The following is a 23,375-nucleotide window of genomic DNA, read 5'->3' as shown; positions in this document are numbered from 1 at the left end:
ACCCCGCAATCCGAGTCCACAAGCGGCATGCAAGGAAATATCAGGCCCCGCCGGATTTCCGTGGCCCCCATGATGGATTGGACGAACTAAAAACGGTACAGGCAAGCCCAGAAAGGCAAAGCGGGGAGACGTTGCTCCCCGCGTAGCACTGAAGTAGCACTTCGATCAGCTGTTCAGCTGCTCGCACTCCTTCTTCGCGGCGGCGCGACGCTCGTCGATATAGCCCGCCAGATCCTCCACGTGTACCCCCTTCGCGCTCTTGTTTGAACCCTCGATCCGGACCACGGGCAGGCGGATTTCGCCTAGGCTGATCTTCCGTAGCAGCTTCTCGGGGCTGAGATGGGGGAAGTAGTCTCTGGCCACCACATCGATAGGGATCACGGCGGTGGCGCCGTACTGGGCCAGCAGAAGGAAGATCGTGGTCATTTGAGTCCCCACAGGATTCGGGTTTGTTCGATGATGCGTTGCGCTGCTTCGTGCATTTGATGGTCGATTCACGATGGCAATCCCGCGGCAGCTGCGCGCAGTGATTCGAGGAAAGGCGCCGCTTTAGCTGCCCGGCGAGCGATCTCCGCCTTGATGGCGGCGTCCAGGGCGGCAGGTTCATCCGCCAGGCCCCTGTGGCGCTCGCACAGCTCCGCACGGTGGTCTGTCACCGGATTCCAGTTCCGGGCCAAATAGACGATCAGGGCGCCGGGCTGGGCATTCTCGGGCGGGCAGAGGCGGCACTTGTTCTGATGGCGGCGCTCGCCCACCGGGCGGGAGTTCCGGATCTGCGGATACTTCGCCCGCTCGGCGGCCACCTGGTCGTCTGTCAGCGCCTCAGCGGCCAGCTGCAGGGCGAGGAGGGTGGGGAAGCGTTTATTGGGCAGTGCATCGAGCCAATACGATTCCTCGAAGGGTTTGCCAAACGACTCGCGCCGCGCGTCCAGGTGAACACCAAAGCCATCTCGGTCGGCATAGCGGTAGAAGGCCAAGCCGTTGGCGCCGTGGCCGTGCACAGTCGAGTAGAGGGTGAGGTTGTCAGGAATGTTCATGCGAGCTATCCCTCCCTCCGCCCGTCCAGCGAAGCGCGGGCTGTGCATATTGCGGCGTCTTGCTCATCTAGCGCTGCACTCAATGCAGAACCAGCGCCATCAAATGCAGCGGTCACCCCCTCTACGGCAGCGACTAGGCGGCGCAAGACATCATCGCTATGCGCCTTTTCCCTGCTTGCCTTCAGTGCGTGAGCTTGATTTGCTAGTGCCAACCATTCGGCACCGCTCACAGCCTCCCCGCTGCCAGGCTGGCTGGCGCGCTCCAGTTCCGGGTTGGCTGCGGGATCGCGGTCCAGATAGTGGCGGTAGGCACCCTCGATGAATGCCTGCTCAATAAACGCTGCGATAGCCTTGGCGCGCTCTGCGTCGGGTTTCGCGGCCAGCCTTTGCGCTACGTCATGGATGCGAATCTCCGCGCCCCACATCGCAGCCATCGTTTCTAGGGCGGCCAGCGCCTTATCCAGCGCGCGGCGCTGGTTCGGCGTCAGCTCTTCAAGATTTTCACTCATTGCTTCCCGCCCTCCGGTTCGGTGCGCGCACGTTCGTCTACCGCCAAGGAAGCGCGGTACTCAATGCTGAGTCGACTTTGATCGCCGTGACGGCCCTGTGACCAGTTCATAGTCACATCTTCGGAATTCCACTTATCGCCCCTAGCCCATGCGGCGCCCACGTTTTCGCGGTAGGTCATGCGGAGGTTATCCATGCCGTGCTGACGGGCCAACGCGACGACAGCGCGAGCAAAATCCACATGCCTTTCTGTAACGGTCTGGTCAGCCACGGTCCGCCCCCTGTTGCCGCTCGCGCTGGATGGCGGCGTCGACCTTTGGCAGAACTTCGCCTTGCGCCCACTCCACCCATTCCTTGCGCTGCCAAAAAACAGGCTCGTCGTTCACGATGACCTCGTGATGCTTTGCCGCATTGATGCTGGACAGCACGCTGCGCGCATCCTTCAGGGCTTCCAACAGCGCATCCCTCTTGTCCGCCTCGCTCGCCGCGTCTGCCGGGGTGGCGACAGGGGCCACGTGCATCTTGGCGACTTCGTTGGCGAACACGCAGCACATACGACCGAACGAGGCATTACTCGTCGCGCTCCAAAGTCGCAAGGCCGTCGCAACAGCTACGCGGGTATCGCCCTGATAGAGATCGAGATTGCGGTCAAAGGCTGCCCGCTCGCATGCGTCCTCTGGCATCGGCTCCCATTCAATCGCCATAGGCACAGGCTCTGCCGGGGTGGCGGGCGCCGCGAGCATGGCGCGGATTGCAGCCATGTGCTTATCGGCCTCCCCGTCTTGCTTGTGAGCGAACGCCACGGCGAATGCTCCGATCCGCTGGACGATCTCATCCGCCTGCGCAACGGGTGCAGGTGAGCACGGCTCGCTGCATTCGTTCGGGCAATTACCCGCTGTTCCGTCACACTTCGGCGCTGGTGCGGCGGGTGCCGGGGCTGCATAACATGGGCCGTCGGTGCGATGCACAGCGTTCAACGTTTCAGGCTGACCGCAGACACAATTCGGCGCTGGTGCGGCGGGCGCGGCGAGTAGGGCGCGGGCCTTGTCCTTCAATGCCATGAACTCGGCCAAGTACTCATCCGCGCGAGTCGTGGAGACGCGCGACGTCTGCGTTTCCTTCTCCCATGCGTCGTCGTGCGCAATGATCTCGCGCAGCACCTGCATTGCCACCGCCTCCCCACTGCGGGCATCCGCAGAATGGGCGGCGAGTATGGCGCGCAGTTCGGTTGCGTGCAGGTCAAGGCCGCGATTGTCGGCTTCTGAGGCGGCCCAAAGCAGCGCAATTTGCGCCGCACTCGTCAGCCCCGCTTGGCGTGCGTTGTGGTCGGTCATTTTGCTTCGCTCCATTTCGCGTCAGCCTCAGGTTTCTTGAAAGACCCCGACCATCCATGGAGCTTCCCGCAATCGCACGGATGCTCGTCTCGCGTCAGAGATTTGGGGTTGTCGGAATAGCGCCCGCAGTAAGAGCATCGCGCATACGCGCCAGCGTCATGGTGCCAAGTAGCTTTGATTTCGCTCCCTCGCTGCGGGCCGGTCATGATTGGTCCTTTGCAGTCGTTGTGGGCGGTGGCGGCAGGGGCATCCAGTGAGTGGGACCGCCATCAAAATCACTGATCGGCATGTTGTATGAACCAACCCATCCCTTATCGAGCCCGTGCCAGTCGCTATCGCATAGCGATCCCATTTCCCCGCAGCAGTGGTCTGGGAGGCCCCAATAGCAATCTGGCTCGCGACGTGGAAATTCGCCACCGATCCACAGATCAATGAAGGTCCCATCCTTCGGCGCAGTATCAATCGGCTGCCACACCCCCTCCACATTGCGGGCATCCGCAGAATGTGCGGCGAGGACCATCGGGCCGATAGCGTCCACGATGTCTTCTGCAAGGATTTCTACTTCCTCCTTGCCTGTTTTAATGCTGTCGTCGCCCGGCGCGCACAACTTGTCCACGAGCGGATATTTCTCGCCGCTACCCGTATCTTCGGTGTGCTGCATTCCATGATTCATGAGGCAATCAAGCACGGCTTGATATAGCGTCTCAGTCGTCAGCCCCGCTTTGCGTGCGGTGCGGTCGATCATGATTGGTCCCCGGTCGATTTTCCGCAGAACGGGCAGAAGCTCGCCATCATCGATACTTCCTTGCCCTTCTGACTGCGATACCCGGGTTTGTCAGCCTTGATGAAGAAGGTCTGTCGGAGCGCCGTGCCGCCACCGTTGCCCAAGACGAATACCGCATCCGCCGCGCAGATCTCGACGTCAGTACCCAGTAGGGTCCGATAATGGTCGCGCAGTTTGCCCTCGACTTCGTTGAGGCATTTGCATTGGAGGGCAGTCATGGAATCTCCCGCGCAATCTGAGCCGCGGCGTACTTCACCTCACCGCACTCGCATCGATATTTCCCTCGCAGGCTGATGCTGACGCGCGAACCGCCTGGGCCGTGGCTGGCGCGTGTGAACTTCACGTTCGACACGAACGTCCATGAGTGCTTCGGGGTCACGGTGCAGGGCTTCTGTTTGGTTGCCATACGAACGTTCCTCGTTCAGTTGGGTTGGCGGCCGGCAGCGTGGCGGCCTTTCGGAGCGTGCTTCCACCACTGCGCAGGCTTGCCGCCGGTGCCATAGTCGAACGGCGTGAACACCTGGCCCATCTGACCCTTGTCGCGCAGGAAGCCCCACACCTTCACGTCCTTAGCAGGAACGATGAAGAGCGACCAGACTTCGGCTGGCGTGTGAACTCCGGCCAGCGGGCCCGGACTGAGGATCACGCGGTGGAACGTGTCGCCGGTCAAGAAGTTGAACCAGCGCACCTTGCGCATCCCCATGCGCGTCGCTTCGTAGTACCAGCCTCGCAGGATGATGGACACGGCCCAGCGCCACGGGTGGTCGTGCAGGCCGCGGTCGGGATCGGAGCCGACGAAGCGGTGCAGGTAGACGCGGATCCCGAGGAAGGCGCACACAAAGTAGCGCTCCAGATAAGGACGACCGGCCTCGCTGATGATTTTGCAGGGGCGGCTGGCGGAGTACGCCAGGAGAAGGTGACGGATCATTCTTATCTTCCCGGGTGTTTTTCGAAGTGGTTGCCGGCGCAGATTTGGCGAGCAGGGTTGACGTTGAGGCCCCACGAGAATGCTCGATTGAACTTCGCCTTGGCGGCCTCAATAACATCGACTTGGACACAGAATGGCTCGAGATCCATGTCCATGCCGCAATGCGCGCACTTGTCGCAGCCCGGCTTTACGTGCTCGATCGCTTTGTTCGGATCGGCCGTGCGCCAATCAGGCCAGACACGACCTTCGTTTTTGGTCTGCTTCGCGACGATCGTTGCAACGATCTGCTCCGGGCTCGCGCCAGCCCGCCACGCGCCGTCCAGCGCAAGGATTACGACGTCGATCCATTCGGTAATGTCCGTCGGGTCCGCTTCAATCTCGCGCAGCTCTTTACGGATGTGGTCGATCACGCCTGCGGCACGCGCGCCCGGACCGAATGTGCGCTCGGACCATTCGCGCTGACGTTGCAGGTGAGCGTAGATGTCGAAGCTCTCAATGCGGGTGTGAAGGGCAGTTTGTGTAGTCATCGAAAGAGTCTCCCGTGGATTTCATCGAGCTTCTCCACTTCGTCCGCCGTGAGGTCGACGATGCGAGAGCGTCTGACTTTCTCTTTGAGGGCTCGCATGAAGATGACTTCATCAATACGAAGTTCGCGCGTGTCGATCAGTCCGACCAGGCGATCAATCATCGTCGCGGTGCTGACGATTCCCATCTTGGACATTCCTTTTTCGAACCGCTGCAGCCAGCGGTGGTGGGCATAAGCCGCCAGGCCGAGCGCGACAAAAGGCGCGACTAGCGCTGGTAAGGCGGCGAGAACGGCGATCAGCGTAGGCATGGCTTAGGCTTGGTATGGAGCCCAACCAAGCGTTGGGAGCCCCGTCGTTTTGCTCACGACGGGATTGCCGTGCTTGTCGATTTTTTGCTTTCGAACCATGACCTTCGGCGCGTAGATCTTCGAGGTGCGTTGCGCAACCTCGATCCATTCCCGCGCAAACTGAGGGGCGTCAAACGTGGGGCTGACTTGCACAGGCGCATGGCTGACGAGAATGGTCTCCGCGACTTCCCCTACCTTCTCTTTCCATTCCTCTTTGGTCTTGCAGTCGTGACCGCGCTCCAGGCGCTTTTCTGCAAGCTTCATGGCATGAGTGATCGTCATGCCGTAGACACAAAATGCGGACATGAGGCTCTTCTCCTTTTCAATGAAGGCGTACCAGAACCGGTGCGCCGTTGATCCAGCGGCCGGTGACCTTGAAGCCTTCGGCGCGACGAGCGCGCACGTACTCCTCCCATGTGATGTCGGGACTCATGACTGCCTCCAAATCGGGGTGGTGGTGGGCGCATCGGGGTTGAACGCTGCGTAGAGGCCGGAGAGGGCGATCACGCCGGCGGCCGTGGCAAACCAGAAGGCGATGGCGCGGAGCAGCTTCATGCGCAGGCCCTCTCGTACTCGCGCTGGCGCTGCAGATAGTCCTTCAGCGCGGCCTTGTAGCTCGCCTTGGCAGCCTTCCTCGTCGGAGCCCAATCCCCTTCAACCTCGCGCCGATAGTCGTAGGGAAACGCCTGATGCCGGTACATCCTGTACTCATTGCCATAGCGATCGCGCGGGCTCTTTCCATAGGCCGTCCGGTACTCGATTTGCGGCAACCGGCCGCCGCAGAGGAACTCGGCAAATGAGTCGCCCGCGCAGCCGTCGGCGTCGAGGTATTCCTCGTACCGGGAGCGTTTGCGGGGCGGCGGCGCTGGCGGCAGGTGGCGCAGCGCATAGACGCGGCCGGCGTCGGTGACGCGGAACACGGTGTCATCGGCAGCCAGGAATCCAGGCTTCGGGCTACGCTCCATCAGGCCAGCGTCCACCAGCACCTGCAGGTCTGGCAGGTCGCTATGTCCACGTCCAGCCACGAAGTGATTGCGGTAGGGCTCGCGCCGCTCCGGGGTCACGCCGAGCGTGTGGTGCAGCAGGCCAAGCTGGTATTGGGTAGGCGCGATCATGCTGCGACTCCGCAGGACTTGACCAGCAGCATCACGACCAGCACGAGCGGCGGCAGGACGAAATAGAGCATTGTGGCGACGAGAAGGGCGCGGGCGTTCATGCTGCTTCCCCAGTTGCGCGGTAGACCTCGCGGGCCCAGAGTTTCGCGTCGAACTTCTCGCGCAACGCCTTCATGCTCCGGCCAATCGAGCATGCCAGATGGGTATCGCCGTCTTCGGTGGCCGAGAGCTGCTCGTCCCGCCAATCGAGATATATGGCCACGGCCATCTGCAGTTCTTCCTTCGCGTAGAAGGCAGCGCTAGCACGGCTCAGGTCCTGAACTCGGTGGAGTGCCGCGCTCATGCCACGCTCCCGGAGGCGCGCTCAATGACCGCCGCGCGCTCATGGAAGCGGGTGGTGCCTTCGCCGTCCACGCCATCACGCGCATTGCGCTCAGCCCAGACTGATTTCTGGAGCACGGACATGATCTGCAATCCGTTCTGGATGATGCGGTGGGCATGCTGCAGTTCGCGCAGCAGCTCAGCCTGGCAATTGACGGCGGTGGCCTGCCGCTGGGTGGCTTGATCGGGCGTCATGCTGCCTCCTTCAACTGCCGAGAGGCCGCATATTCCTGTTCCGCGCGCGTCAGGTGCTCGACCGAGGTGAACACCTGCAGATTCAGACGCCCCTTCTTGAACACAACGGTTCGGAGAGTGGTGCGGCTGGTGTCGTCCCGGTCGATGATCACGAAGCCCACTGTCAGCAGTGCCTTCATCAGAGAGATCTCCGACGACGTCGTTAAGACAGAGATGCGAAGCGTGTTGCGCTTGCCGTATGCGGGCGAGAGGCTGCCTGCGTAGAGGGTGTGCCCGGCGGCCTGAATGGCGGACTGCATCGGCTGGAGCATGGCCAAGGCGGAGGCCATCTGCTTGATCTCCTGCAGGCGCGCGCGGTTGCGCTGGTCTTCCCATGCAAGCGCCTGCTGATGCAGCGGCAGCGCCAAGATCTGTTGGGGGGTCAGTGCCTTTGCCATGGCTTAGCCCTCACCACCAACACGGAACAGCTGCACCACAACGATGAGCAGCAGCGTCCAGGCCATGATTCCGATAGGTACGAGCAGTTCCATCCCTCTATCTCCCGATATGCGCCGTGGCGCGTCGATGGAGGGAACTATACACAAACGAATAGAAATAGCAATACGCGAATGAATAGATTCGAGCGCTATGTTCCTTCGAGTCGTTTGGCTCGCGCCAGGCGGCGCGCCAGGTCAGTTAGGTGTTCGACCGATAGCAGGTCGTCTTCCAGATAGGCGCCGTTAACGAAGGCCTTGTAGGTGCCGTCGTCTTGGCGGAACAGGTGGATGGAATCGTCTCGATTGGTGCGCGGCAGTGCGTCGGCACGGTCAATTCGCCCCGTCCGGCGCTTGTGCTCGGCGAGGCTAACTACGTTGCTCATGTGACCCCTCATGCGCAAGCTTTGAGTTTTGGCCTGCAGTTCTGAGGTACTCACTTAACTCTGATGGGGTGCTGTATTAACCCCACGTTAGACGGATGCTGTGTAGTCAGCCGCACTCGAGGCAAAGGTGTCTGCCAGTCGGGGCGAAAAAAAGCCCGCTAGCGCGGGCCCAGTCTGAACGTAGAGGTGTCAACGGGTTTTTCCCCGTTTGTTGCGTACCGGCACGGGATCGGGCTCCCCGCCGTGTATCTCCCGCGCGCCGCTGTCCCGCCTGACTTCTGGGCGGTGGGCCAGCCTGGGCTGGAATAGGGCGAAGTCCCCTGTAGCGCTTGCTTCCTGCAAAACGCCGAGCAATTGGGAAAGGACTGCACTAGGCAGCTTGTGGATCAGTGCCTGGGCCGCCTCGAGTTGTGCGGCGCGAACACGCTCCTCGATCGACAGATGCGAATGCGCTGCGGCTAGAAATGCTGCGCTTCCTTCGGCCGGATCTGCCGGCGCCTCGGGCGGCGCATCTCCAGGCCCTTCTGCCAGCCAAGTTGCCGGCACGTTGAGTGCCGCGGCGATCTTCTTAATCGTGCCGAGTTCTGGAGTGTCGGTCTGGCCCTTGAGGATGCGATTGATCGTCGGCTGCGGGACGCCCGTCATCCTGGCGAGAGCGCTTTGGCTCTTCACCTTCCGGGTTTGCATCAGGCGATCAAGGCGGGTTGCGATTGTCATGTTTCTCGATATACGGCGGCGAATAGCTACGGTCAAACAGCTATTCATGGGCGCATTGACAAGCTATGCGGCAATGTATAGTCTTGAGGGCATGGACAAGACCCACCAAGTCAAGCTTGCCGAACTGAAGGCTCACACCGGGATGAGCGAGGTAGCCCTTAGCCGCCGCCTGCAAATCTCCCAGCCGACGGTCAACCGGATCCTGAACGGCCAAGGGGACTGCAAAGGCAGCACCTTGGTCGCAATCGACCGGATGTATGTCGAGGTGTTTGGCCGGCCGTTGGCCGCCTGATCAATTTCCGCTCTGGCCGTCTTCCAGTGCTTGTGCGATGCGTTCCAGTCGCGCAAGGAGTTCGCGCGTCGCGCGAATGCAGTCCTGAAGTGCCGGGCGCTGGTCAGGTGGGAGGCGGCGACCGCGGTGGGGTTTGCCTTTTCCAGTAGCGAGCCATTGGGCAGAAACGCCGAGGGCGCGCGCAATGGCTTCTGTGTGGCGGCTGCCGGTCGCATTGCGGTTCGGATCCGCGAGGTACTGGATGGACTGGTACTCGACGCCGACGAGCCGAGCCAGGGCGCGCCGAGAGGTCGGCGGATCTGTCTGTTGCATGGCCCAGCGGAGGCGTTCGGCGTACGTGTACATGCGGTCGAGTGTGTCATTGCCTCTGTGCAGATGTGTCTGTGTTTTGCCGGTAGAAGCTTCTGCCGGGCTGGGCGAAGTGATCGCCTGGCAAAAAAATTTTCGGTTCCGCGCGACCGTGGAAGCAACCGTGGAACCGATTGAATTTCGCAATCAGGAGAAGAAGAAATGCGGGTAGCCGATCAGTCTGAAAGTGGCGCCAGTAAAGCGATTCGAGGCCTTTACGTTGAAGGGAAGGGGCGGTTTTTCCCAGACGAGGCTATCGCCAGCTGCAGCAGCTTTCGAGACGCGTGCGCGCTGGCGTGGGCGAACCGCGCAAATCCTGATCTGACTTTTCAGATGCTGGCGGTGCTGGCGGGGCTTCAGCACCAGCACGTGGGCGACTACTTCAACCGGGACGAGCGCACCGAGAAGGGCCATCCGCGCCGCTCGTTGCCGGCCGAGAAGCTCGACGCGGTCGAAGCGGTGCTCGGCAACCGGATCCTGAGCCAGTTCCTGATGTACCGCGGGGCGCTGACCATCATGGAGGCGGTACTGGCTCAGAGGGCTGCATGAAGGATGCCGAAGCACTAAAGGCGATCGACGTGGCCACCAGAGCCATGCAAAACGCGCTGGAGACGAGTGGGGGTGACGACGTACGGCTGACGAAGGCGCTGGCGGAGTCGATGCAGGACCCGGTGGTGGCAAGGGCGTTCAGGACGGTCGGCTACCTCACCTCGATGTCAGAGATCAACACGAAGCACTGAGGGGCAGACATGTACGAAATCATGAGCCGCGCTGCGGTGCGCGAGCAGGGCGCAGAGGCGTTCCGGCGGGGCAGCGCGGCGGTGGACAACCCGTACATGCCCGGTACCGACGCCCACCTTGAGTGGAACGCCGGATACAAGGACGAGAAGTACACGCCGACCAGACAGCAGGCGTAGGGGAGAGGGCATGCACACACAAGTCGCGCACACCAGTATCCGGACCTACCGGGACATCAAGAAGGACGGCACTCTCAGTGCCAGACAGCGCCAGGTGATGCTGGCGATCCAGCCGTACCCGGCGGATTACTCGCTGCAGGAGTTGTGCGAGCTGACCGGGCTGCCGGTCAACATCGTCAGTGGCCGCGTCAATGAGCTGCGGGAGGAATTGGGCGAGTTGGAGCGAGCACCGGCGCGCAAGTGCCGCATCACCGGACGCACCATCCGTCCGGTGCGTCGCCCGCATCCGCAGATGGGGCTGTTCTGATGCAGGTCGTCGTCATTGCGAACGGCAAGGCCGTCCGCGTCAACCCGCTGCTGCACCCGGACCTCCTGTGTCACGGCCAGCAGTGCTATCTCCGCTTTCCCGGCATTTGCCGCAACAACCCAGACACGGTGGTGCCGGCTCATTCCAACCAACTGAAGCACGGCAAGGGGAAGGGCATCAAGGCGGACGACCGCATGACGGTTCCTGGCTGCTTCCAATGCCATGCCGAGCTTGACCAGGGTGGACGCTTCACGAAGGAACAGAAGCGCCTGCGCTGGGACCAGGCATATGACCGGTGGGCGGCTTACCGCTTGAAGAAATTCGGCGTGCCGGCGGCGCGCATCGAGGAGGCCGCATGAGCAAGTCGAAAATCACCAAACCTATGCGCCGAGCGCTCGAAGTGCAAGCCGAGAAGGAGCGGGGCGGCGCTTTCCGCAGCTTCTGTACTGCCACGCTGCACGCGTGCATCGAGGCTGGACTGATGCGCTGGAGCACTAATGGCGGGCTGGAGATTACGGATGCCGGCTATAGGGCGATCGGGCAGGACAACCGGCGCGCCGAATATCCGTGCGGCTACATGGAAGGGCGAGGGGCCGCATGAGCACCATCATCATGTCCCAGTGCTGGCCGCTGGAGGGGATGTCCATCGCGCAGAAGGCGGTTCTGATCTCGCTGGCGGACAACGCCAATGACCAGGGCGTTTGCTGGCCGTCTATTCCGACCATCGCGAAGCGGGTTTGCGCGTCCGAGCGAGCGGTGCAGAACGCCATCAAGTGGCTCGAGGCGGCAAAGGTGGTCACGGCCAACCGGTCCAATGGCCGGCACACGAGTTATTCCGTAACCCCCGCAGCATATTCACCCCCGCAGGAGATTCACCCCCGCACCAAATGCACCGGCGAAGGAGATGCACCGGCGCAGGAGATTCACCACACCCCCGCAGGAAATGCCGGGGTACCCCCGCAGGAGATGCACCAACCCCCGCACCAGGTGCCGTCTAACCGTAAAGAACCATCAACTGAACCGTCAGGGAACCGTCAAGGCGCGACCGCGAAGAAGGCGAAAGGCGAAAAGCCAGGAACCGGGTTTGAGTCGCTGTGGGCGATCTATCCCCGGAAGGTGGCGAAGGCCGATGCCGAGAAGGCGTTTCGCAAGCTGGCGCCGGATGCCGCGTTGCTGGAGGTCCTGCTGGCAGCGGTAACGACGCAGGCCGCATGGCCGAAGTGGCGGGAGAACAGCGGCGAGTTCGTACCGCACCTCGCGACCTGGCTGAACGGCAAGCGCTGGGAGGACCAGGCACCGGCGGCGCCGGCGGAAGCAGGGGGCCAGACCGGCGGCGGCGAGGGGGCGAGCTGGTGGCAGAGCGCCACAGGCATTGAGGCAAAGGGTGCGGACTGCTGGCGTCCGCGAAAGGCCGGCGAGGAATTCCAGCGCTACAAGGTCGGCGTCTTCAAGGTGGCGGGCGAGGGACCGTGGCGCCAGGCGCTGCTGGCCGACATGCTGCGGACCAAGAACACGGCCTACGCCGCGGTGCACGAGTTTTTCTACGGCCATCCGCCGGTCGAGGGGGCGCTATGACGAGCATGTGGGGGCGGTATGCGAACGGACGAAGCCTGGCGCCACGAGTGCGAGGTGCGGTGGCTGGCGGGAAGGTCGGACGCGGACGTGACGGCGTATCTGGTGAAGGTGGAAAAGCACCGGGGGCGGCCGGCAGCGGTGCAACTGGCATCGGACATCCGAGCGCACCGACGCGCAAGGCGAGCAAGTACGGCAACGAGCGGCTGACGGTGAATGGCGAGACGTTCGACAGCCGGCGCGAGATGGAGCGGTACTTCCATCTTCTGGTGTTGCAGCGGGCCGGACACATTTCGCAGCTGGAGCGCCAGGTGGTTTTCATCCTCGCGCCCGCGGTGGTCATCGGCGGCCGGAAACGTCCCCCGCTGAAGTACGTGGCGGACTTCGCCTACGTCGAGCGCGGCGCAAAGGTGAAGACGGTGGAGGACGTGAAGGGCGTCATCACCAAGGAATACCGGATCAAGCGCCACCTGATGGCGGTCATGGGGTTTGAGATCAAGGAGACGAAATGAGCGAGATAAACGTGCACGAGTCGTCGGTAGACGAGCGCCGCGTGCGCGCCACTATCGAGGAGAAGCAGTTATTGGATATGGTCGCGGAGGCAGTTGCCGCGAAAGCCGGCCTCAGTCTTGCGGCGCCGAATGTCTATATCAGGACGCTGCACATCTCCAGCCGTGGCGGTGGTCTCAACACAACCAAGTACGACGTCGTGTGCGAGATCGTGGAGGATCGCCGCCCCAAAAGCCGCCAAAGGTGATGCATGAGCGCCGCAGACATCTGTGACTGGTTCGCAGCCGTCGTGATGGCGGGCGTTGCGCTTCCAATTCTGTGGGGGATGGTTCGATGACCATGCTATGGACGGAGGCAGAAATGGTGAAGCTGGCCGATCTGGTCAGCCAAGGGCTGAAGTGGTCGGAGATCGGCTTCCGGTTGGGACGGAGCGGCAATGCCGTCCAGATGAAGGCGGCAAGCATGAATCTCGGGCCGAAGCCGTTCAAGGGCAAGCGGTCACCGGTGTGGCGACTGATCGTGAAGATCTGTGCAGATGGGCGGCCTCGCACCGTCCACGAGCTGGCTGCCGTCACCGGTGTGAGCCGCGTCCGCATCGACTGCCTTATGAGAGAGCACCACGCGGCAGGCGAAGCGCACCGGGCGGCCTGGCTGAAAAGTCGTCGAGGACAGCCTAAGCCGCTGTGGTTGCCCGTAGCCGGGAAGGACGCCGCGAAGCCCTATGTGCCGACCGCCTCCGAGCGACAGCGCGCCCGCATGCGCCGAATGAAGGAAGAAGACCCTCTCCGCTACAAGGCAATCGTCGACCGTTGCACGTTGCGGCGGAAGCTGAAGCGCGGCGCCGTGTCGCAGCAGCATCCTGTGGTGCAGGCGCTCTTTGGCATGGGGATGTCGGCATGACAGAGAAGCGGAAGGGCGGCCCTCTGTCCATCCTGGCGGCGAGGCTCTGCGATAACCCCGAATTCCGCCGGATGGTGGCCGTCCGCACCGGCAGGCCGTGCGAGACGCCGAACGACGCGCGAGCCCGCATCCTGGAGCGATGCGGCGTCACGTCCCGGGCGGACATCGACCACGTGCCGGAAGCGGAAGCGGAATTCCACGCCGCATTCCGACTGCCATGGATGCGGTGGCAGCAAGGCGCAAGAAAACAGAATCAGTTCACGAGATAACCGGGGAGCCACAGAGATGAACGAGACCGAGATCCTTTTCAACAGCGCGGACAGCGCACTCCGCTTTGCGTTCTCGTACTCGACGCAGCAGTACAGCCCGACGCCCATGGCGCGCGCGATGCGCGGCGGCAACGTTGGCACGGGGAAAGGGTTGGCAGGGGTAGACGGCGCTGGGCAGGCCGGCATGGTGCGCGCAGAGCTGCGGGACTTCAGCCTCTTGCACCAGGCCGTGTTGATTGCACAGTTCGCGCCGGCGGAACTGCCGTGCGATTGCACCGCGCCATGTTGCTCTGGGAGGAAGCCAAACCGGGAATGGGGTGAGGCCGTGTCGTTCCTGACGGAACATACCGCGCACCTGTTCGCGGGATCGCTCTCGCACTACAGGCTGAGACGAATCCTGATCGAGAGACACTTCGGCGCGCACCGCGGCGCGGACGGCAAGAAGATCACGCTCGAGCGGGTGGCCGAACATTGCGGCGTTCACCGGCAAACGGCGTCGACGCATCACCTGAAGCTGCTGACGTATTTGCGCGGCAAGAAAGGCGTGGGCGGCGAAGTAGGGATCCAGGCGATCGCCCTGCAGCGTGCCGACGAGCTGCTGCGCGATCGTGGCCTTGTGGGGATGGAGGAGGCGGCATGAGCCAAGACGCGGTTTCGGAAGTTTCCGAAAGGATCTGCCGGGCGCTGCTGGGTGATGCGCGGAAGGTGGACTGCGACATCATCGAAAGCCACATCCGCGAACTGCTCTGCGCCACGGCGCCAGAACCCCAATCAGCCATTGGCGTGGGGGACGGCTCCGGTGCCCTGTTCGTCCATGGGTCGTATGAAGCGATTCGACGAGTCCGCTCGTTCATTTTCGACGCTGAGAAATGGCGCACCCAAAGCGCCGTGCCGGCACAAGACACGGCGCGACTGGATTTCCTCGACCGCCTCAACGCCGGCCTGAACCAGCACTACGGCACCGAATACGGCTGGGAGTTGATCCAGAGCCCGAACATCGTCCGGCTGATGAGCGGACCGGGCGGTCGTGGGCGCGTCGCAGCCATTGACCTCAACGACAGCAAAGCTCGGGGTGCGAAGTCTTGCCGCGCGGTCATCGATGACGCCATGAAGCGCAGCGGGGAGCAGAAGGCGTGATTCCGGACACACGGCAAACGTCGGTCGACACCTTCTATGCCAAGAATGGGCCATGTTGCGCCGGCTGCGATCACTGGAGATGGATCAACAGCCTGGTGGGGGAATGCCGCCGGTCAGCGCCGGTCAGCGGCTTCGAGCGAGCCGACATGCTCCAGACGAAGATACTCGGCCACGCTGTGGAAGCCGGTCACATCCTGACCCGCCGTGAGCACCAGTGTGGCGAATTCTCGGACACCTTCGATTGGTCAACGCTGCCGGCCCACTATCTGCGCAGCATCGGCATGGAGCACAAGGCATGAACTGGAAACATGACGATCTCGCAGAGGACTTGGCTTCGCACCTTCGTGGCTCAACTGATCGGATGATTTGGACGGATATGCAGCTCGGCCCATCCGGATCGAGCAGGCCGGACGTGTACGCGCTGCCAATTGCATACGGGCGGTTCCAGCCCATAGCCTATGAGTGCAAGGTGTCGATGTCTGACTTCCGGGCCGACGTCACTAAGGGCAAGTACACCGACTACCTGAAATTCGCGGCAGGCGTCGTGTTTGCGTGCCCAGCCGGTCTGCTGAAGAAGGATGACATCCCGGCCGGCGCCGGTCTCATGGTGCGCGGCCCAGATGGTTGGCGATCGCTGAAGAAGGCTACACTGGTGAAGTGCGAGACGCTGCCGCGCGAGGCCTGGATGAAGCTGCTCATTGATGGATCGCGCCGCGACATCCAGCGAAAGGAAATCGAGAAAGAGAGTTCCTGCCGTTCCCTGAATGAATACCGGACGATTCAGAAAATCAGGGCCGAGTTCGGTGAGGTCGTGGCGGCGGCAATCAAGGACCACCGGAACCAGACGACGCATCACCTCGCGGATCTGAAGACCCGATTCGCCACTCAGACGGCGATGCTGGCGGCCGATCTCAAGCGCGTCGAGGAAAAGCGCAAGGCCGCCCGCAAGCAAGTCGATGATCACTGTTCGAAATTGCTGACGGACCTCGCCGCAGTGGTCGGCATGGATCCGGACGCAGAACAGGTCTACGAAATGGGTTGCAGGCTTCGGGACATGATCAAGCTGGCACAAGCGGACACCACCGTGCAGGAACTTCGCTCGATCATTCGCAGTATGAAGTATGGGTTTGATCAGTTTCGTGAGGCTGAGGCTGTTCTGGATGCCGCAGCACACGGTGATCAGCCCCGCTTGGTTGCGTGATGTCATGGGCTTTATTTGCAACCCTTCTTGACCTTTCGACATTTTGTGTCGAAAATAGGCTCCATTCTGATACACCGCAGAATTGCCTCCAAAGCCCGCTAAGCGAAAGCCAGCGGGTTTTTTGCTTTGGCGGTTTGGGGACCGAGATGAACATTCCTGTCGACCTTCACACGAATGAAGCGTACTGGCAGGAGTACGACTGTCCCAGTTGCGGCCAAGATTTCGACGTGTCGCCCATCCCTATGCGCGGCACGCAGGTCCGGTGCGGTTGTGGTGCTGAGTGGCCAGCGTGGGAGCAAGAGCCCAACACCTATATCGTCGACGCCGACTGCAACATGATCTGCGTCACCCTGACCGTCCCGTCTGTCTCCTCCCGGTAGTTGCCTCGGGTTTGGGTATGCCGGCCACTGGCCGCCGTACCCGTTTCTTCTTACAAGGAATTGGTCGATGGCTGATGTCAAACAGCGCGGCCGGTTATCCATGTTGGGCGGTAGAGTTCCGGCCGTTGACGGTCGGACGCCGACTATGCAGCCCGGTTCGTGGCGCACCAGTGCGCAGACCAGCGGGCAACGTGGCTACGACTATCGGTGGCAGAAGGCACGGGCCGCATACCTGCGGCTGCACCCGTACTGCGTCTACTGCCTACGTGACGCACGTATCGAGGCCGCAGGGTTGGCCGACGTGATCGTCGAGTGTGCGGAACGTGCGCTGCCTGTGCCGTATGGCAACGTGGTCGACCACATCGTCGCGCATCGCGGCGACCATGGGCTGTTCTGGGATGAGTCGAACTGGCAGACGCTGTGCCAGACGCACCACAGCCGCGACAAGCAGCGCCAAGAGAACGCGGCATGATTCCGTTAATGAAGTTGGCACGGTCCTTGTCCAGCTCCACTCAACACCTTAACGACATAAAAACAAGAACCGAAAGCAGGGCGAGGTCTCTGGCGCACCGTGATGGAGCCCGATGAGGCGTCCAAATGCGATGGGCGGTCGCCGTGCTGCCCTTGCCGGTCCCGCCGCTGCCGGGGTGCAAGTGACGGGAGGGGCACCCCAAAAGTCCGGCCGGCCCGCCGGCTCTAGACCACTCGTTCCCTCACGCACAGAAAATATTCCCCTCCACGAAATTTGTTAAAGCTTTAACACGCTGGCTGCATTAACAACATCGTGCAAACCGTTGAACGAGAACGGTAAACGTCCCGTTTGATGTTTAACATTTGACCGCATTCGAGCGGGATTTAACATGGCGCTAACCGGCAAAAAGCAGAAGTTTGCCGAGGCGAAGGCCAAAGGGCAGACCAATAAGGATGCCGCGATCGCGGCCGGCTATAGCGCGAGCTCTGCTGCCTCCGCTGGCTCTCGCCTGGCGAAAGATCCGGATGTGCTCGCGTACCTAGAGCGCAAGGCTAAGGTCAAGGCGACAAAGAGGCCGCCTGCTGCGAAGGCGACAATTTCCAAGGCGGCAGAAGCTGTTGAGGGGCAAGGATTGCGCGATGAGGCCGAGACAATCTGGGAGCAGGCGACCCAGTTCTCCGACCCCAAGGCATTCCTGAAGGCAGCGATGAACGACAACTTAACGGAACCCAAGCTCCGAGTGTTCGCCGCCAACGCGTTGATGCCGTATTTCCACAAGAAGCTGGGTGACACCGGTAAGAAGGAGCAGGCCGCGGCGGATGCCAAAAAAGCCGCTAGTCGATTCGCGCCGGCGACACCGCCCAAGCTGGTGGCGAATGGCGGCAAGAAGGTGTGAGCATGAACTGGTCGACTGCTTGCCCCGATTGGGAGTCCCGACTGGTAGGGCGGAAGTCGATTATTCCGCCGCCGATTTTCGTCGACGAGGCTGAGCGTGCGCTCGCCATCTTCAAGGAATTGCGGGTTGTTGATCTTCCTGGCAAGCCGACCTTTGGTGAATGTAGTGAAGGATGGGTATTCGATTTTGTCCGAGCCATTTTCGGTGGCTACGAGTCGGAGGCCGGCAAGCAACTCATCCGCGAATACGGGCTGCTGATCAGCAAGAAGAACACGAAGTCAACCATCGCGGCCGGCATCATGCTGACAGCGCTGATTCTCTGCTGGCGCGAAGAAGAAGAGCATCTGATTCTGGCGCCGACAAAGGAAGTGGCTGACAACAGCTTTAAGCCAGCAGCGAGCATGGTCCGAGAAGACGACGAGCTCGCGGCGATGTTCCACATTCAGGACCATATTCGGACAATCACGCATCGCGTGAACCGGAACAGTCTTAAGGTGGTGGCCGCCGACACCGATACCGTGTCGGGGAAAAAATCTGGCAAGGTCTTGGTCGATGAGCTCTGGCTCTTTGGCAAGCGACCCAATGCTAGTGCCATGTTCATGGAAGCGTTGGGAGGACAAGTGTCGCGGGACGAAGGGTGGGTGATTTATTTGACTACCCAGTCTGATGAGCCGCCGGCCGGGGTCTTCAAGGAGAAGCTGGACTATTGGCGCAATGTGCGCGACGGGAAGATCATCGATCCCAAAACGCTACCTGTGCTGTATGAATTTCCAGATCGGATGCTTAAGGCGAAGTCGTACCTGGAGCCGTTGAATTTCTACATCACGAACCCCAACATTGGGCGCTCGGTGAGCGCCGAGTGGCTGGAAGACCAACTTCGGAAGAATCAGGCAAAGACCGATGGCACGTTCCAACAATTCTTGGCGAAGCATCTGAACGTCGAGATCGGGATGAACCTGCGCACCGATCGGTGGGCGGGCGTGGATTTTTGGGTTCCTAGGTCGGACGTTTCATTGGCGCTACTCGACGCGATCATAAAGCGCTGCGAGGTGGTGGACGTCGGAATAGATGGCGGCGGCCTGGATGACTTGCTGGGCTTTGCTGCTGCGGGACGTGAGAAAGGCACTGGAAAGTGGCTGTCTTGGACGAAGGCGTGGGCGCATCCGGCTGTGCTTGAACGCCGGAAAAGCGAGGCGTCGCGGCTGAGAGACTTTGAGCGGGATGGCGATTTGGTGATTGTCGACCGTATCGGGCAAGACATCGACCAGTTGGCCGAGACTGCTTTTCGCATTTATCAGTCTGGATTGCTCGACCGTATCGGCGTCGACCCGAGTGGGATCGGCGCCATTCTGGACGGGATCCTAGACGCGGGCGTCCCGGAGTTTGACGACGCTGACAAGCCAATGATCGTCGGCATCTCACAAGGCTACAAGCTTCACGGGCCAATCAAGACCACCGAACGCAAGCTGGCAGAGGGCGCGCTCTGGCACGGTGGGTCTGCGCTCATGAACTGGTGCGTCGGGAATGCGCGCGTGGAGCAGCGCGGCAACGCGATTCTTATTACCAAGCAGGCCAGCGGCACGGCCAAGATTGACCCCTTGATGGCGTTGTTCAACGCCATCTCACTGCTGTCGCTCAACCCAGAGGCGAAAAGGTCCTCTGTCTACGAAAAACGCGGTATTAGATTCCTCTGAGGTGCCAATGGGCTTTTGGAACTCCTTCCGACGCGGTGCGGCGCCGGAGGCTGCCGCTCGCCCAGCGGAGCCGTCCCCGCGCACCGAACCAACAATGTCGGCGCTCAGTGCTGGCGGCGCACGGGCTGAGCTGCCGGCCGGGATGACATTTACGGGATTGGATGATCCCGCACTGCTCGAGTACATCCGCAGAGGGCAAGGAGGACTGGAGGATGCGCGCGCGAAGCGTCTGCGCAATATGGCGGTACTTCGGTGCGTCACTCTGATCTCAGGCGCAATTGGTCGGCTGCCTCTGAACCTACAGTACGCGGGAACTGAGCGCCTGGTGGCCAGAGAGCATCCAGCGTATCGCTTGCTCAAGCTCAAGCCAAATAATTGGCAGACGCCAAACGAATTCAAGAGGCTGCTGCAGACCCACACCATGGTGGACGGGGAAGGCTTTGCGCGGGTCATCTGGTCCGGATCGCGCCCTATCCGATTGATTCCGTTCAAGCGAGGATCGGTAAAGCCGCGTCAGACGGACAGCTGGGACATGGTCTATGACTACACGCGTCCTGACGGTGGCGTTGTCACGTTGCCGGCGCGGGAGGTCTTTCATCTTCGTGATGTGTCGCTGGATGGAATTCAAGGCATCTCACGGATGCGTTTGGCCCGCGAGGCGTTGGACCTCGCTGACCAAGCGGAGCGTGCGGCTTCGCGGACATTCCAGACCGGTGTCATGGCTGGCGGCGCGGTAGAAGTACCAAAGGAACTCTCTGAGACCGCATATCAGCGCATGAAGTCTTCGATGGAGGAGAACTACTCGGGTGCTGACAACGCGGGCAAGTGGATGCTCCTTGAGGAGGGTGCGAAGGCAAACAAGTGGTCAAGCACCGGACGTGAAGCGCAGCAGATCGAGAACCGTACCCACCAGATCGAGGAAGTGGCGCGCATGTGGGGCGTGCCGCGCCCCCTTCTAATGATGGACGACACCAGTTGGGGAAGTGGCATCGGCCAACTTGGCATTTTCTTCGTTCAATACACGCTGGCTGACTGGTTCACAGCGTGGGAAGAGGCTGCAGCCCGTTCGCTCCTTTCGGAGCGAGAGCTCGAGGAGATGCAATTCAAGTTCAACGAAGGCGCTTTGCTCCGCGGCACGCTGAAGGAGCAGGCCGACTTCTTCGCGAAGGCGCTTGGTGCCGGCGGCCAGGCGCCGTGGATGACGCAGAACGAGGTGCGGGATTACTCCGATCTGCCTGAATCTGACGATCCGGCAGCCAACCAGCTGCGCAACCCAATGACGCAACAAAGGACGAGCAATGAGTCTGCTGCACCTACCTGAGATTCGAGCCGACCACAGGTTGACCGGCGCGCAATTCGACCTGCGGCCTGATGCTGTGGAACGATGGCAGCCTGAGATTCGCGCAGCGAAGAGCGATGACGAGGCCACTATCTCCATATATGACGCTATTGGAGAAAACTGGGAAGGAACTGGCGTCACAGCAAAGCGCATCAGTGCTGCCTTGCGCAGCATTGGCGCGCGTGACCTGACCGTGAACGTCAATTCACCAGGCGGCGATTTCTTCGAGGGAGTGGCGATCTACAACCTATTGCGAGAGCACAAGGCCAAGGTCATCGTGCGGGTGATGGGCGTCGCCGCGTCCGCAGCCTCGGTTATCGCCATGTCGGGCGACGAAATCCTGATGGGTGATGGCGCGTTCCTGATGATCCACAACGCATGGGCCGTGGCCATCGGCAATCGTCATGACATGACTGCGACGGCCGCGATTCTGGAGCCTTTCGACGCCGCGATGGCAAAAGTCTACTCCCAGCGAGCCGGTATCACGCAGGCTGAAGCCGCGACGATGATGGACAAGGAAACTTGGATCGGTGCGGATGAGGCCGTCGAACTGGGGTTCGCTACCGGACTTGTCGACAGCGCGGAAATTTCTCGTGGCACGAACGCTTCAGGCGAACGACGCGCCATGGCAATGATCGAGGCGTCCATGGCGAAGGCTGGATATTCCAGATCAGCACGCCGGGACGCTTTCAAAGCCCTTTTCTCTGGCAAGCCGGGCGCTGCCGGGGATCATGCCACGCCGCGCGCTGGCTCCAGCGACATCAACTGGGTCGCAAACAACCTCCTGAACTTCTAAGGAAATCGAGATGAGCAAAGTAATCGGAGTGCCGCGCGGCATCATGGCTGTTCGTGCAGAAGGCTCTGTGACGCCAGAAATCAAGGCTCTGGTTGAAAACGTCAATAGGGCATTCGATGCCTTCAAGGCAGAGCACACGAAGCAGCTCGACGCCATCAAGGCTGGTCTGCCGACGGCCGACATCACTGCGAAGGTCGAAAAGATCGATGCGCACGTGGCCGAGCTGCAAAAGTCAGTGGACGAGGCAACGGTAAAAATGGCTGCAGCCCAAATGGGGGCAGGACAGCAGCTCAAGGACGCGGAATACTCGGACGCTTTTCGGGCTCACTTCAAGAAAGGCGACGTCCAGGCGGCGTTGAACAAGGGCGCTGATGCCGAGGGTGGCTACACCACGCCCGTCGAGTGGGACCGCACCATCACGGATAAGCTGAAGCTTGTCTCCCCCATGCGTCAGTTGGCTACGGTGACGCCGGTGTCGGGTGCTGGCTTGACCAAGCTTTACAACATGGGCGGTACCGCTTCGGGGTGGGTGGGCGAATCTGATCCGCGTCCACAGACCGGCACTGGCACGTTCGCTTCGCTGGGCTTTGGCTGGGGCGAAATCTACGCGAATCCCGCGGCAACTCAACAGATCCTGGACGATGCCGCTATTGATTTGGAAGCGTGGCTCGCGGGCGAGGTGGAAACGGAGTTTGCGCAGCAGGAAGGCGTCGCGTTTTTCTCCGGTAACGGGGACAAGAAGCCGTTTGGCATCCTGACCTACGTAACTGGCGCGGCGAACGCCGCCAAACACCCATTCGGCGCAATCAAAGTGGTGAACAGTGGGGCAGCTGCGGCGTTGGCTGCGGACGGCATCATCGACTTGGTCTATGACCTGCCATCTGCCTTTACAGGCAACGCGCGCTTCGCGATGAACCGAAAAACGCAAGGCGTGGTACGAAAGCTGAAGGACGGGCAGGGCAACTACCTGTGGCAGCCATCGTATGTGGCGGGTCAGCCCGCAACCGTCGCGGGTTTCCCGGTCACCGAAGTTCCCGACATGCCTGACGTGGCCGCCAACTCGACGCCGATTCTGTTCGGGGACTTTAAACGGACATACACCGTGTATGACCGCGTTGGCATCCGTGTGCTGCGCGACCCGTTCACCGCCAAGCCTTATGTGCTGTTCTACACGACAAAACGTGTCGGCGGCGGTGTCCATAACCCGGAGCCGATGCGGGCTCTCAAAGTCGCAGCTTCTTCCTAAGCTAGCGGCACGGTTGATCAAACACTGACCAAAAAGGGGCGCCATGGGCGTCCCTTTGTTCATAACGCGTAGGAGGCAGACATGCCGAAGCTGATCAAAGCGTTCTTTGGGGTGCCCGATGGTGAGATCTATCCCAAAGCGTTCGAAGTGGGAGACGAGTGTCCACCGGAACTGATCGCGGGTGCGCAATCCGTTGGCGCGCTGGGTGACGATGGAGATGGTGGTGGCGTCGACATGACTGCGGCACAGCTCCGCGCCGCTCTCGATGCAAAGGGTATTCAGTACAAGAACAACGCCAGCAAGGCGGAGCTGGCTGCGCTGCTGTCGCAAGAGGCGGCCCAACAAAGCAGCTCGCCCGCGGAGTAATTC

Annotated in this window: 42 protein-coding genes; 23 read left to right on the top strand and 19 right to left on the bottom strand. The window is 61.3% G+C overall.

Annotation, left to right across the window (positions count from 1 at the left end; genetic code table 11):
- Nucleotides 1-165: 165 nt before the first annotated feature.
- The 18 genes from AC1RKI_RS29305 to AC1RKI_RS29220 all read right to left on the bottom strand — a co-directional run bounded on the left by AC1RKI_RS29305 (nucleotide 166) and on the right by AC1RKI_RS29220 (nucleotide 8,731).
- Nucleotides 166-426, bottom strand: a complete 261-nt coding sequence (locus AC1RKI_RS29305) for a pyocin activator PrtN family protein (protein WP_227459267.1) — start codon at nucleotides 424-426, stop codon at nucleotides 166-168.
- Nucleotides 427-494: 68 nt separating this feature from the next.
- Entirely contained in the window at nucleotides 495-1,037 is a 543-nt protein-coding gene (locus tag AC1RKI_RS29300) for a hypothetical protein (RefSeq protein ID WP_492795123.1), read from the bottom strand.
- 5 nt (nucleotides 1,038-1,042) lie between these two features.
- On the bottom strand, nucleotides 1,043-1,546 hold the full coding sequence (locus AC1RKI_RS29295) for a hypothetical protein (protein ID WP_492795125.1): 504 nt from the start codon (nucleotides 1,544-1,546) through the stop codon (nucleotides 1,043-1,045).
- Nucleotides 1,543-1,815, bottom strand: coding sequence for a hypothetical protein (locus tag AC1RKI_RS29290; RefSeq protein WP_492795127.1), 273 nt, complete (start codon nucleotides 1,813-1,815; stop codon nucleotides 1,543-1,545). Before AC1RKI_RS29290 ends, AC1RKI_RS29295 begins: the two co-directional genes overlap by 4 nt.
- Nucleotides 1,808-2,878, bottom strand: a complete 1,071-nt coding sequence (locus AC1RKI_RS29285) for a hypothetical protein (RefSeq protein ID WP_492795129.1) — start codon at nucleotides 2,876-2,878, stop codon at nucleotides 1,808-1,810. The genes AC1RKI_RS29290 and AC1RKI_RS29285 overlap by 8 nt, the downstream gene beginning before the upstream one ends.
- A gap of 202 nt (nucleotides 2,879-3,080) precedes the next feature.
- Complete coding sequence (locus tag AC1RKI_RS29280; protein WP_492795131.1) at nucleotides 3,081-3,623, bottom strand: hypothetical protein; 543 nt, start codon at nucleotides 3,621-3,623, stop codon at nucleotides 3,081-3,083.
- A complete protein-coding gene (locus tag AC1RKI_RS29275) occupies nucleotides 3,620-3,880 on the bottom strand; it encodes a hypothetical protein (protein ID WP_492795133.1) in 261 nt (86 codons plus the stop codon). Before AC1RKI_RS29275 ends, AC1RKI_RS29280 begins: the two co-directional genes overlap by 4 nt.
- Nucleotides 3,881-4,083: 203 nt before the next feature.
- The gene (locus AC1RKI_RS29270) at nucleotides 4,084-4,590 is read right to left on the bottom strand and encodes a hypothetical protein (RefSeq protein ID WP_492795135.1); all 507 of its coding nucleotides are present in this window, start codon (nucleotides 4,588-4,590) and stop codon (nucleotides 4,084-4,086) included.
- Nucleotides 4,591-4,592: 2 nt separating this feature from the next.
- On the bottom strand, nucleotides 4,593-5,117 hold the full coding sequence (locus tag AC1RKI_RS29265; RefSeq protein ID WP_492795137.1) for a dATP/dGTP pyrophosphohydrolase domain-containing protein: 525 nt from the start codon (nucleotides 5,115-5,117) through the stop codon (nucleotides 4,593-4,595).
- The gene (locus tag AC1RKI_RS29260) at nucleotides 5,114-5,425 is read right to left on the bottom strand and encodes a hypothetical protein (RefSeq protein WP_492795139.1); all 312 of its coding nucleotides are present in this window, start codon (nucleotides 5,423-5,425) and stop codon (nucleotides 5,114-5,116) included. The genes AC1RKI_RS29265 and AC1RKI_RS29260 overlap by 4 nt, the downstream gene beginning before the upstream one ends.
- A gap of 3 nt (nucleotides 5,426-5,428) precedes the next feature.
- Nucleotides 5,429-5,770 (bottom strand): hypothetical protein, encoded by a 342-nt coding sequence (locus AC1RKI_RS29255; RefSeq protein ID WP_341249093.1) that lies wholly within the window; start codon nucleotides 5,768-5,770, stop codon nucleotides 5,429-5,431.
- Nucleotides 5,771-5,893: 123 nt separating this feature from the next.
- Nucleotides 5,894-6,019 (bottom strand): hypothetical protein, encoded by a 126-nt coding sequence (locus AC1RKI_RS29250; RefSeq protein WP_492795141.1) that lies wholly within the window; start codon nucleotides 6,017-6,019, stop codon nucleotides 5,894-5,896.
- On the bottom strand, nucleotides 6,016-6,579 hold the full coding sequence (locus AC1RKI_RS29245) for a hypothetical protein (RefSeq protein WP_492795142.1): 564 nt from the start codon (nucleotides 6,577-6,579) through the stop codon (nucleotides 6,016-6,018). The genes AC1RKI_RS29250 and AC1RKI_RS29245 overlap by 4 nt, the downstream gene beginning before the upstream one ends.
- A 97-nt stretch (nucleotides 6,580-6,676) precedes the next feature.
- Nucleotides 6,677-6,922, bottom strand: a complete 246-nt coding sequence (locus AC1RKI_RS29240) for a hypothetical protein (protein WP_492795144.1) — start codon at nucleotides 6,920-6,922, stop codon at nucleotides 6,677-6,679.
- A complete protein-coding gene (locus AC1RKI_RS29235) occupies nucleotides 6,919-7,155 on the bottom strand; it encodes a hypothetical protein (RefSeq protein WP_492795146.1) in 237 nt (78 codons plus the stop codon). Before AC1RKI_RS29235 ends, AC1RKI_RS29240 begins: the two co-directional genes overlap by 4 nt.
- Nucleotides 7,152-7,592, bottom strand: coding sequence for a hypothetical protein (locus AC1RKI_RS29230; protein WP_492795148.1), 441 nt, complete (start codon nucleotides 7,590-7,592; stop codon nucleotides 7,152-7,154). Before AC1RKI_RS29230 ends, AC1RKI_RS29235 begins: the two co-directional genes overlap by 4 nt.
- 188 nt (nucleotides 7,593-7,780) lie before the next feature.
- Complete coding sequence (locus tag AC1RKI_RS29225; protein WP_490714893.1) at nucleotides 7,781-8,014, bottom strand: hypothetical protein; 234 nt, start codon at nucleotides 8,012-8,014, stop codon at nucleotides 7,781-7,783.
- Between the two features lie 189 nt (nucleotides 8,015-8,203).
- Nucleotides 8,204-8,731, bottom strand: a complete 528-nt coding sequence (locus AC1RKI_RS29220; protein ID WP_492795150.1) for a helix-turn-helix domain-containing protein — start codon at nucleotides 8,729-8,731, stop codon at nucleotides 8,204-8,206.
- Here AC1RKI_RS29220 and AC1RKI_RS29215 point away from each other — a divergent pair.
- Nucleotides 8,730-9,023, top strand: a complete 294-nt coding sequence (locus AC1RKI_RS29215) for a helix-turn-helix domain-containing protein (protein WP_492795152.1) — start codon at nucleotides 8,730-8,732, stop codon at nucleotides 9,021-9,023. The two genes, AC1RKI_RS29220 and AC1RKI_RS29215, sit on opposite strands and share 2 nt — an antisense overlap.
- Here AC1RKI_RS29215 and AC1RKI_RS29210 read toward each other — a convergent pair whose 3' ends face one another.
- Nucleotides 9,024-9,368: a hypothetical protein gene (locus AC1RKI_RS29210; protein ID WP_490714891.1), complete on the bottom strand. Its 345-nt coding sequence runs from the start codon at nucleotides 9,366-9,368 to the stop codon at nucleotides 9,024-9,026.
- A gap of 165 nt (nucleotides 9,369-9,533) precedes the next feature.
- Between AC1RKI_RS29210 and AC1RKI_RS29205 the strand changes: the two genes are divergently transcribed.
- The 22 genes from AC1RKI_RS29205 (at nucleotide 9,534) to AC1RKI_RS29100 (ending at nucleotide 23,372) form a co-directional block, all read left to right on the top strand.
- Nucleotides 9,534-9,920, top strand: a complete 387-nt coding sequence (locus AC1RKI_RS29205) for an XRE family transcriptional regulator (RefSeq protein WP_244785454.1) — start codon at nucleotides 9,534-9,536, stop codon at nucleotides 9,918-9,920.
- A complete protein-coding gene (locus AC1RKI_RS29200) occupies nucleotides 9,917-10,111 on the top strand; it encodes a hypothetical protein (RefSeq protein ID WP_244785452.1) in 195 nt (64 codons plus the stop codon). Before AC1RKI_RS29205 ends, AC1RKI_RS29200 begins: the two co-directional genes overlap by 4 nt.
- Before the next feature lie 9 nt (nucleotides 10,112-10,120).
- Nucleotides 10,121-10,288, top strand: coding sequence for a hypothetical protein (locus AC1RKI_RS29195; RefSeq protein WP_492795154.1), 168 nt, complete (start codon nucleotides 10,121-10,123; stop codon nucleotides 10,286-10,288).
- Nucleotides 10,289-10,298: 10 nt separating this feature from the next.
- A complete protein-coding gene (locus AC1RKI_RS29190; RefSeq protein WP_341249090.1) occupies nucleotides 10,299-10,595 on the top strand; it encodes a hypothetical protein in 297 nt (98 codons plus the stop codon).
- The gene (locus AC1RKI_RS29185) at nucleotides 10,595-10,954 is read left to right on the top strand and encodes a nuclease domain-containing protein (protein ID WP_341249089.1); all 360 of its coding nucleotides are present in this window, start codon (nucleotides 10,595-10,597) and stop codon (nucleotides 10,952-10,954) included. Before AC1RKI_RS29190 ends, AC1RKI_RS29185 begins: the two co-directional genes overlap by 1 nt.
- On the top strand, nucleotides 10,951-11,196 hold the full coding sequence (locus tag AC1RKI_RS29180; protein ID WP_341249088.1) for a hypothetical protein: 246 nt from the start codon (nucleotides 10,951-10,953) through the stop codon (nucleotides 11,194-11,196). The genes AC1RKI_RS29185 and AC1RKI_RS29180 overlap by 4 nt, the downstream gene beginning before the upstream one ends.
- On the top strand, nucleotides 11,193-12,170 hold the full coding sequence (locus AC1RKI_RS29175) for a helix-turn-helix domain-containing protein (protein ID WP_341249087.1): 978 nt from the start codon (nucleotides 11,193-11,195) through the stop codon (nucleotides 12,168-12,170). The genes AC1RKI_RS29180 and AC1RKI_RS29175 overlap by 4 nt, the downstream gene beginning before the upstream one ends.
- Nucleotides 12,167-12,679: a DUF1064 domain-containing protein gene (locus AC1RKI_RS29170; RefSeq protein ID WP_492795157.1), complete on the top strand. Its 513-nt coding sequence runs from the start codon at nucleotides 12,167-12,169 to the stop codon at nucleotides 12,677-12,679. Before AC1RKI_RS29175 ends, AC1RKI_RS29170 begins: the two co-directional genes overlap by 4 nt.
- Nucleotides 12,676-12,924: a hypothetical protein gene (locus tag AC1RKI_RS29165; RefSeq protein ID WP_341249085.1), complete on the top strand. Its 249-nt coding sequence runs from the start codon at nucleotides 12,676-12,678 to the stop codon at nucleotides 12,922-12,924. Before AC1RKI_RS29170 ends, AC1RKI_RS29165 begins: the two co-directional genes overlap by 4 nt.
- A gap of 113 nt (nucleotides 12,925-13,037) precedes the next feature.
- Entirely contained in the window at nucleotides 13,038-13,577 is a 540-nt protein-coding gene (locus AC1RKI_RS29160) for a hypothetical protein (RefSeq protein ID WP_341249084.1), read from the top strand.
- A complete protein-coding gene (locus AC1RKI_RS29155; RefSeq protein ID WP_341249083.1) occupies nucleotides 13,574-13,846 on the top strand; it encodes a hypothetical protein in 273 nt (90 codons plus the stop codon). The genes AC1RKI_RS29160 and AC1RKI_RS29155 overlap by 4 nt, the downstream gene beginning before the upstream one ends.
- A 16-nt stretch (nucleotides 13,847-13,862) precedes the next feature.
- Nucleotides 13,863-14,486, top strand: coding sequence for a DNA-binding protein (locus AC1RKI_RS29150; RefSeq protein ID WP_341249082.1), 624 nt, complete (start codon nucleotides 13,863-13,865; stop codon nucleotides 14,484-14,486).
- Complete coding sequence (locus tag AC1RKI_RS29145; RefSeq protein ID WP_341249081.1) at nucleotides 14,483-14,983, top strand: hypothetical protein; 501 nt, start codon at nucleotides 14,483-14,485, stop codon at nucleotides 14,981-14,983. The genes AC1RKI_RS29150 and AC1RKI_RS29145 overlap by 4 nt, the downstream gene beginning before the upstream one ends.
- A gap of 146 nt (nucleotides 14,984-15,129) precedes the next feature.
- Nucleotides 15,130-15,282 (top strand): hypothetical protein, encoded by a 153-nt coding sequence (locus tag AC1RKI_RS29140; RefSeq protein ID WP_341249080.1) that lies wholly within the window; start codon nucleotides 15,130-15,132, stop codon nucleotides 15,280-15,282.
- Nucleotides 15,279-16,184: a hypothetical protein gene (locus tag AC1RKI_RS29135; protein WP_341249079.1), complete on the top strand. Its 906-nt coding sequence runs from the start codon at nucleotides 15,279-15,281 to the stop codon at nucleotides 16,182-16,184. Before AC1RKI_RS29140 ends, AC1RKI_RS29135 begins: the two co-directional genes overlap by 4 nt.
- Nucleotides 16,185-16,709: 525 nt before the next feature.
- Nucleotides 16,710-17,036, top strand: a complete 327-nt coding sequence (locus AC1RKI_RS29130) for an HNH endonuclease signature motif containing protein (RefSeq protein WP_341249078.1) — start codon at nucleotides 16,710-16,712, stop codon at nucleotides 17,034-17,036.
- 388 nt (nucleotides 17,037-17,424) lie between these two features.
- Nucleotides 17,425-17,931 (top strand): terminase small subunit, encoded by a 507-nt coding sequence (locus AC1RKI_RS29125; protein WP_492795161.1) that lies wholly within the window; start codon nucleotides 17,425-17,427, stop codon nucleotides 17,929-17,931.
- Nucleotides 17,932-17,933: 2 nt separating this feature from the next.
- On the top strand, nucleotides 17,934-19,625 hold the full coding sequence (locus AC1RKI_RS29120) for a terminase large subunit (RefSeq protein ID WP_492795163.1): 1,692 nt from the start codon (nucleotides 17,934-17,936) through the stop codon (nucleotides 19,623-19,625).
- Between the two features lie 94 nt (nucleotides 19,626-19,719).
- Nucleotides 19,720-20,946: a phage portal protein gene (locus AC1RKI_RS29115; RefSeq protein WP_492795165.1), complete on the top strand. Its 1,227-nt coding sequence runs from the start codon at nucleotides 19,720-19,722 to the stop codon at nucleotides 20,944-20,946.
- Complete coding sequence (locus tag AC1RKI_RS29110) at nucleotides 20,924-21,760, top strand: head maturation protease, ClpP-related (RefSeq protein ID WP_492795167.1); 837 nt, start codon at nucleotides 20,924-20,926, stop codon at nucleotides 21,758-21,760. The genes AC1RKI_RS29115 and AC1RKI_RS29110 overlap by 23 nt, the downstream gene beginning before the upstream one ends.
- Before the next feature lie 10 nt (nucleotides 21,761-21,770).
- Entirely contained in the window at nucleotides 21,771-23,006 is a 1,236-nt protein-coding gene (locus AC1RKI_RS29105; protein ID WP_492795169.1) for a phage major capsid protein, read from the top strand.
- Between the two features lie 81 nt (nucleotides 23,007-23,087).
- The gene (locus AC1RKI_RS29100; protein ID WP_492795170.1) at nucleotides 23,088-23,372 is read left to right on the top strand and encodes a HeH/LEM domain-containing protein; all 285 of its coding nucleotides are present in this window, start codon (nucleotides 23,088-23,090) and stop codon (nucleotides 23,370-23,372) included.
- The last annotated feature ends 3 nt before the right edge of the window (nucleotides 23,373-23,375 follow it).

It is taken from the genome of Cupriavidus sp. GW822-FHT06G04 (assembly GCF_058799075.1).
This window is presented reverse-complemented; position numbering and strand designations above follow the sequence as displayed.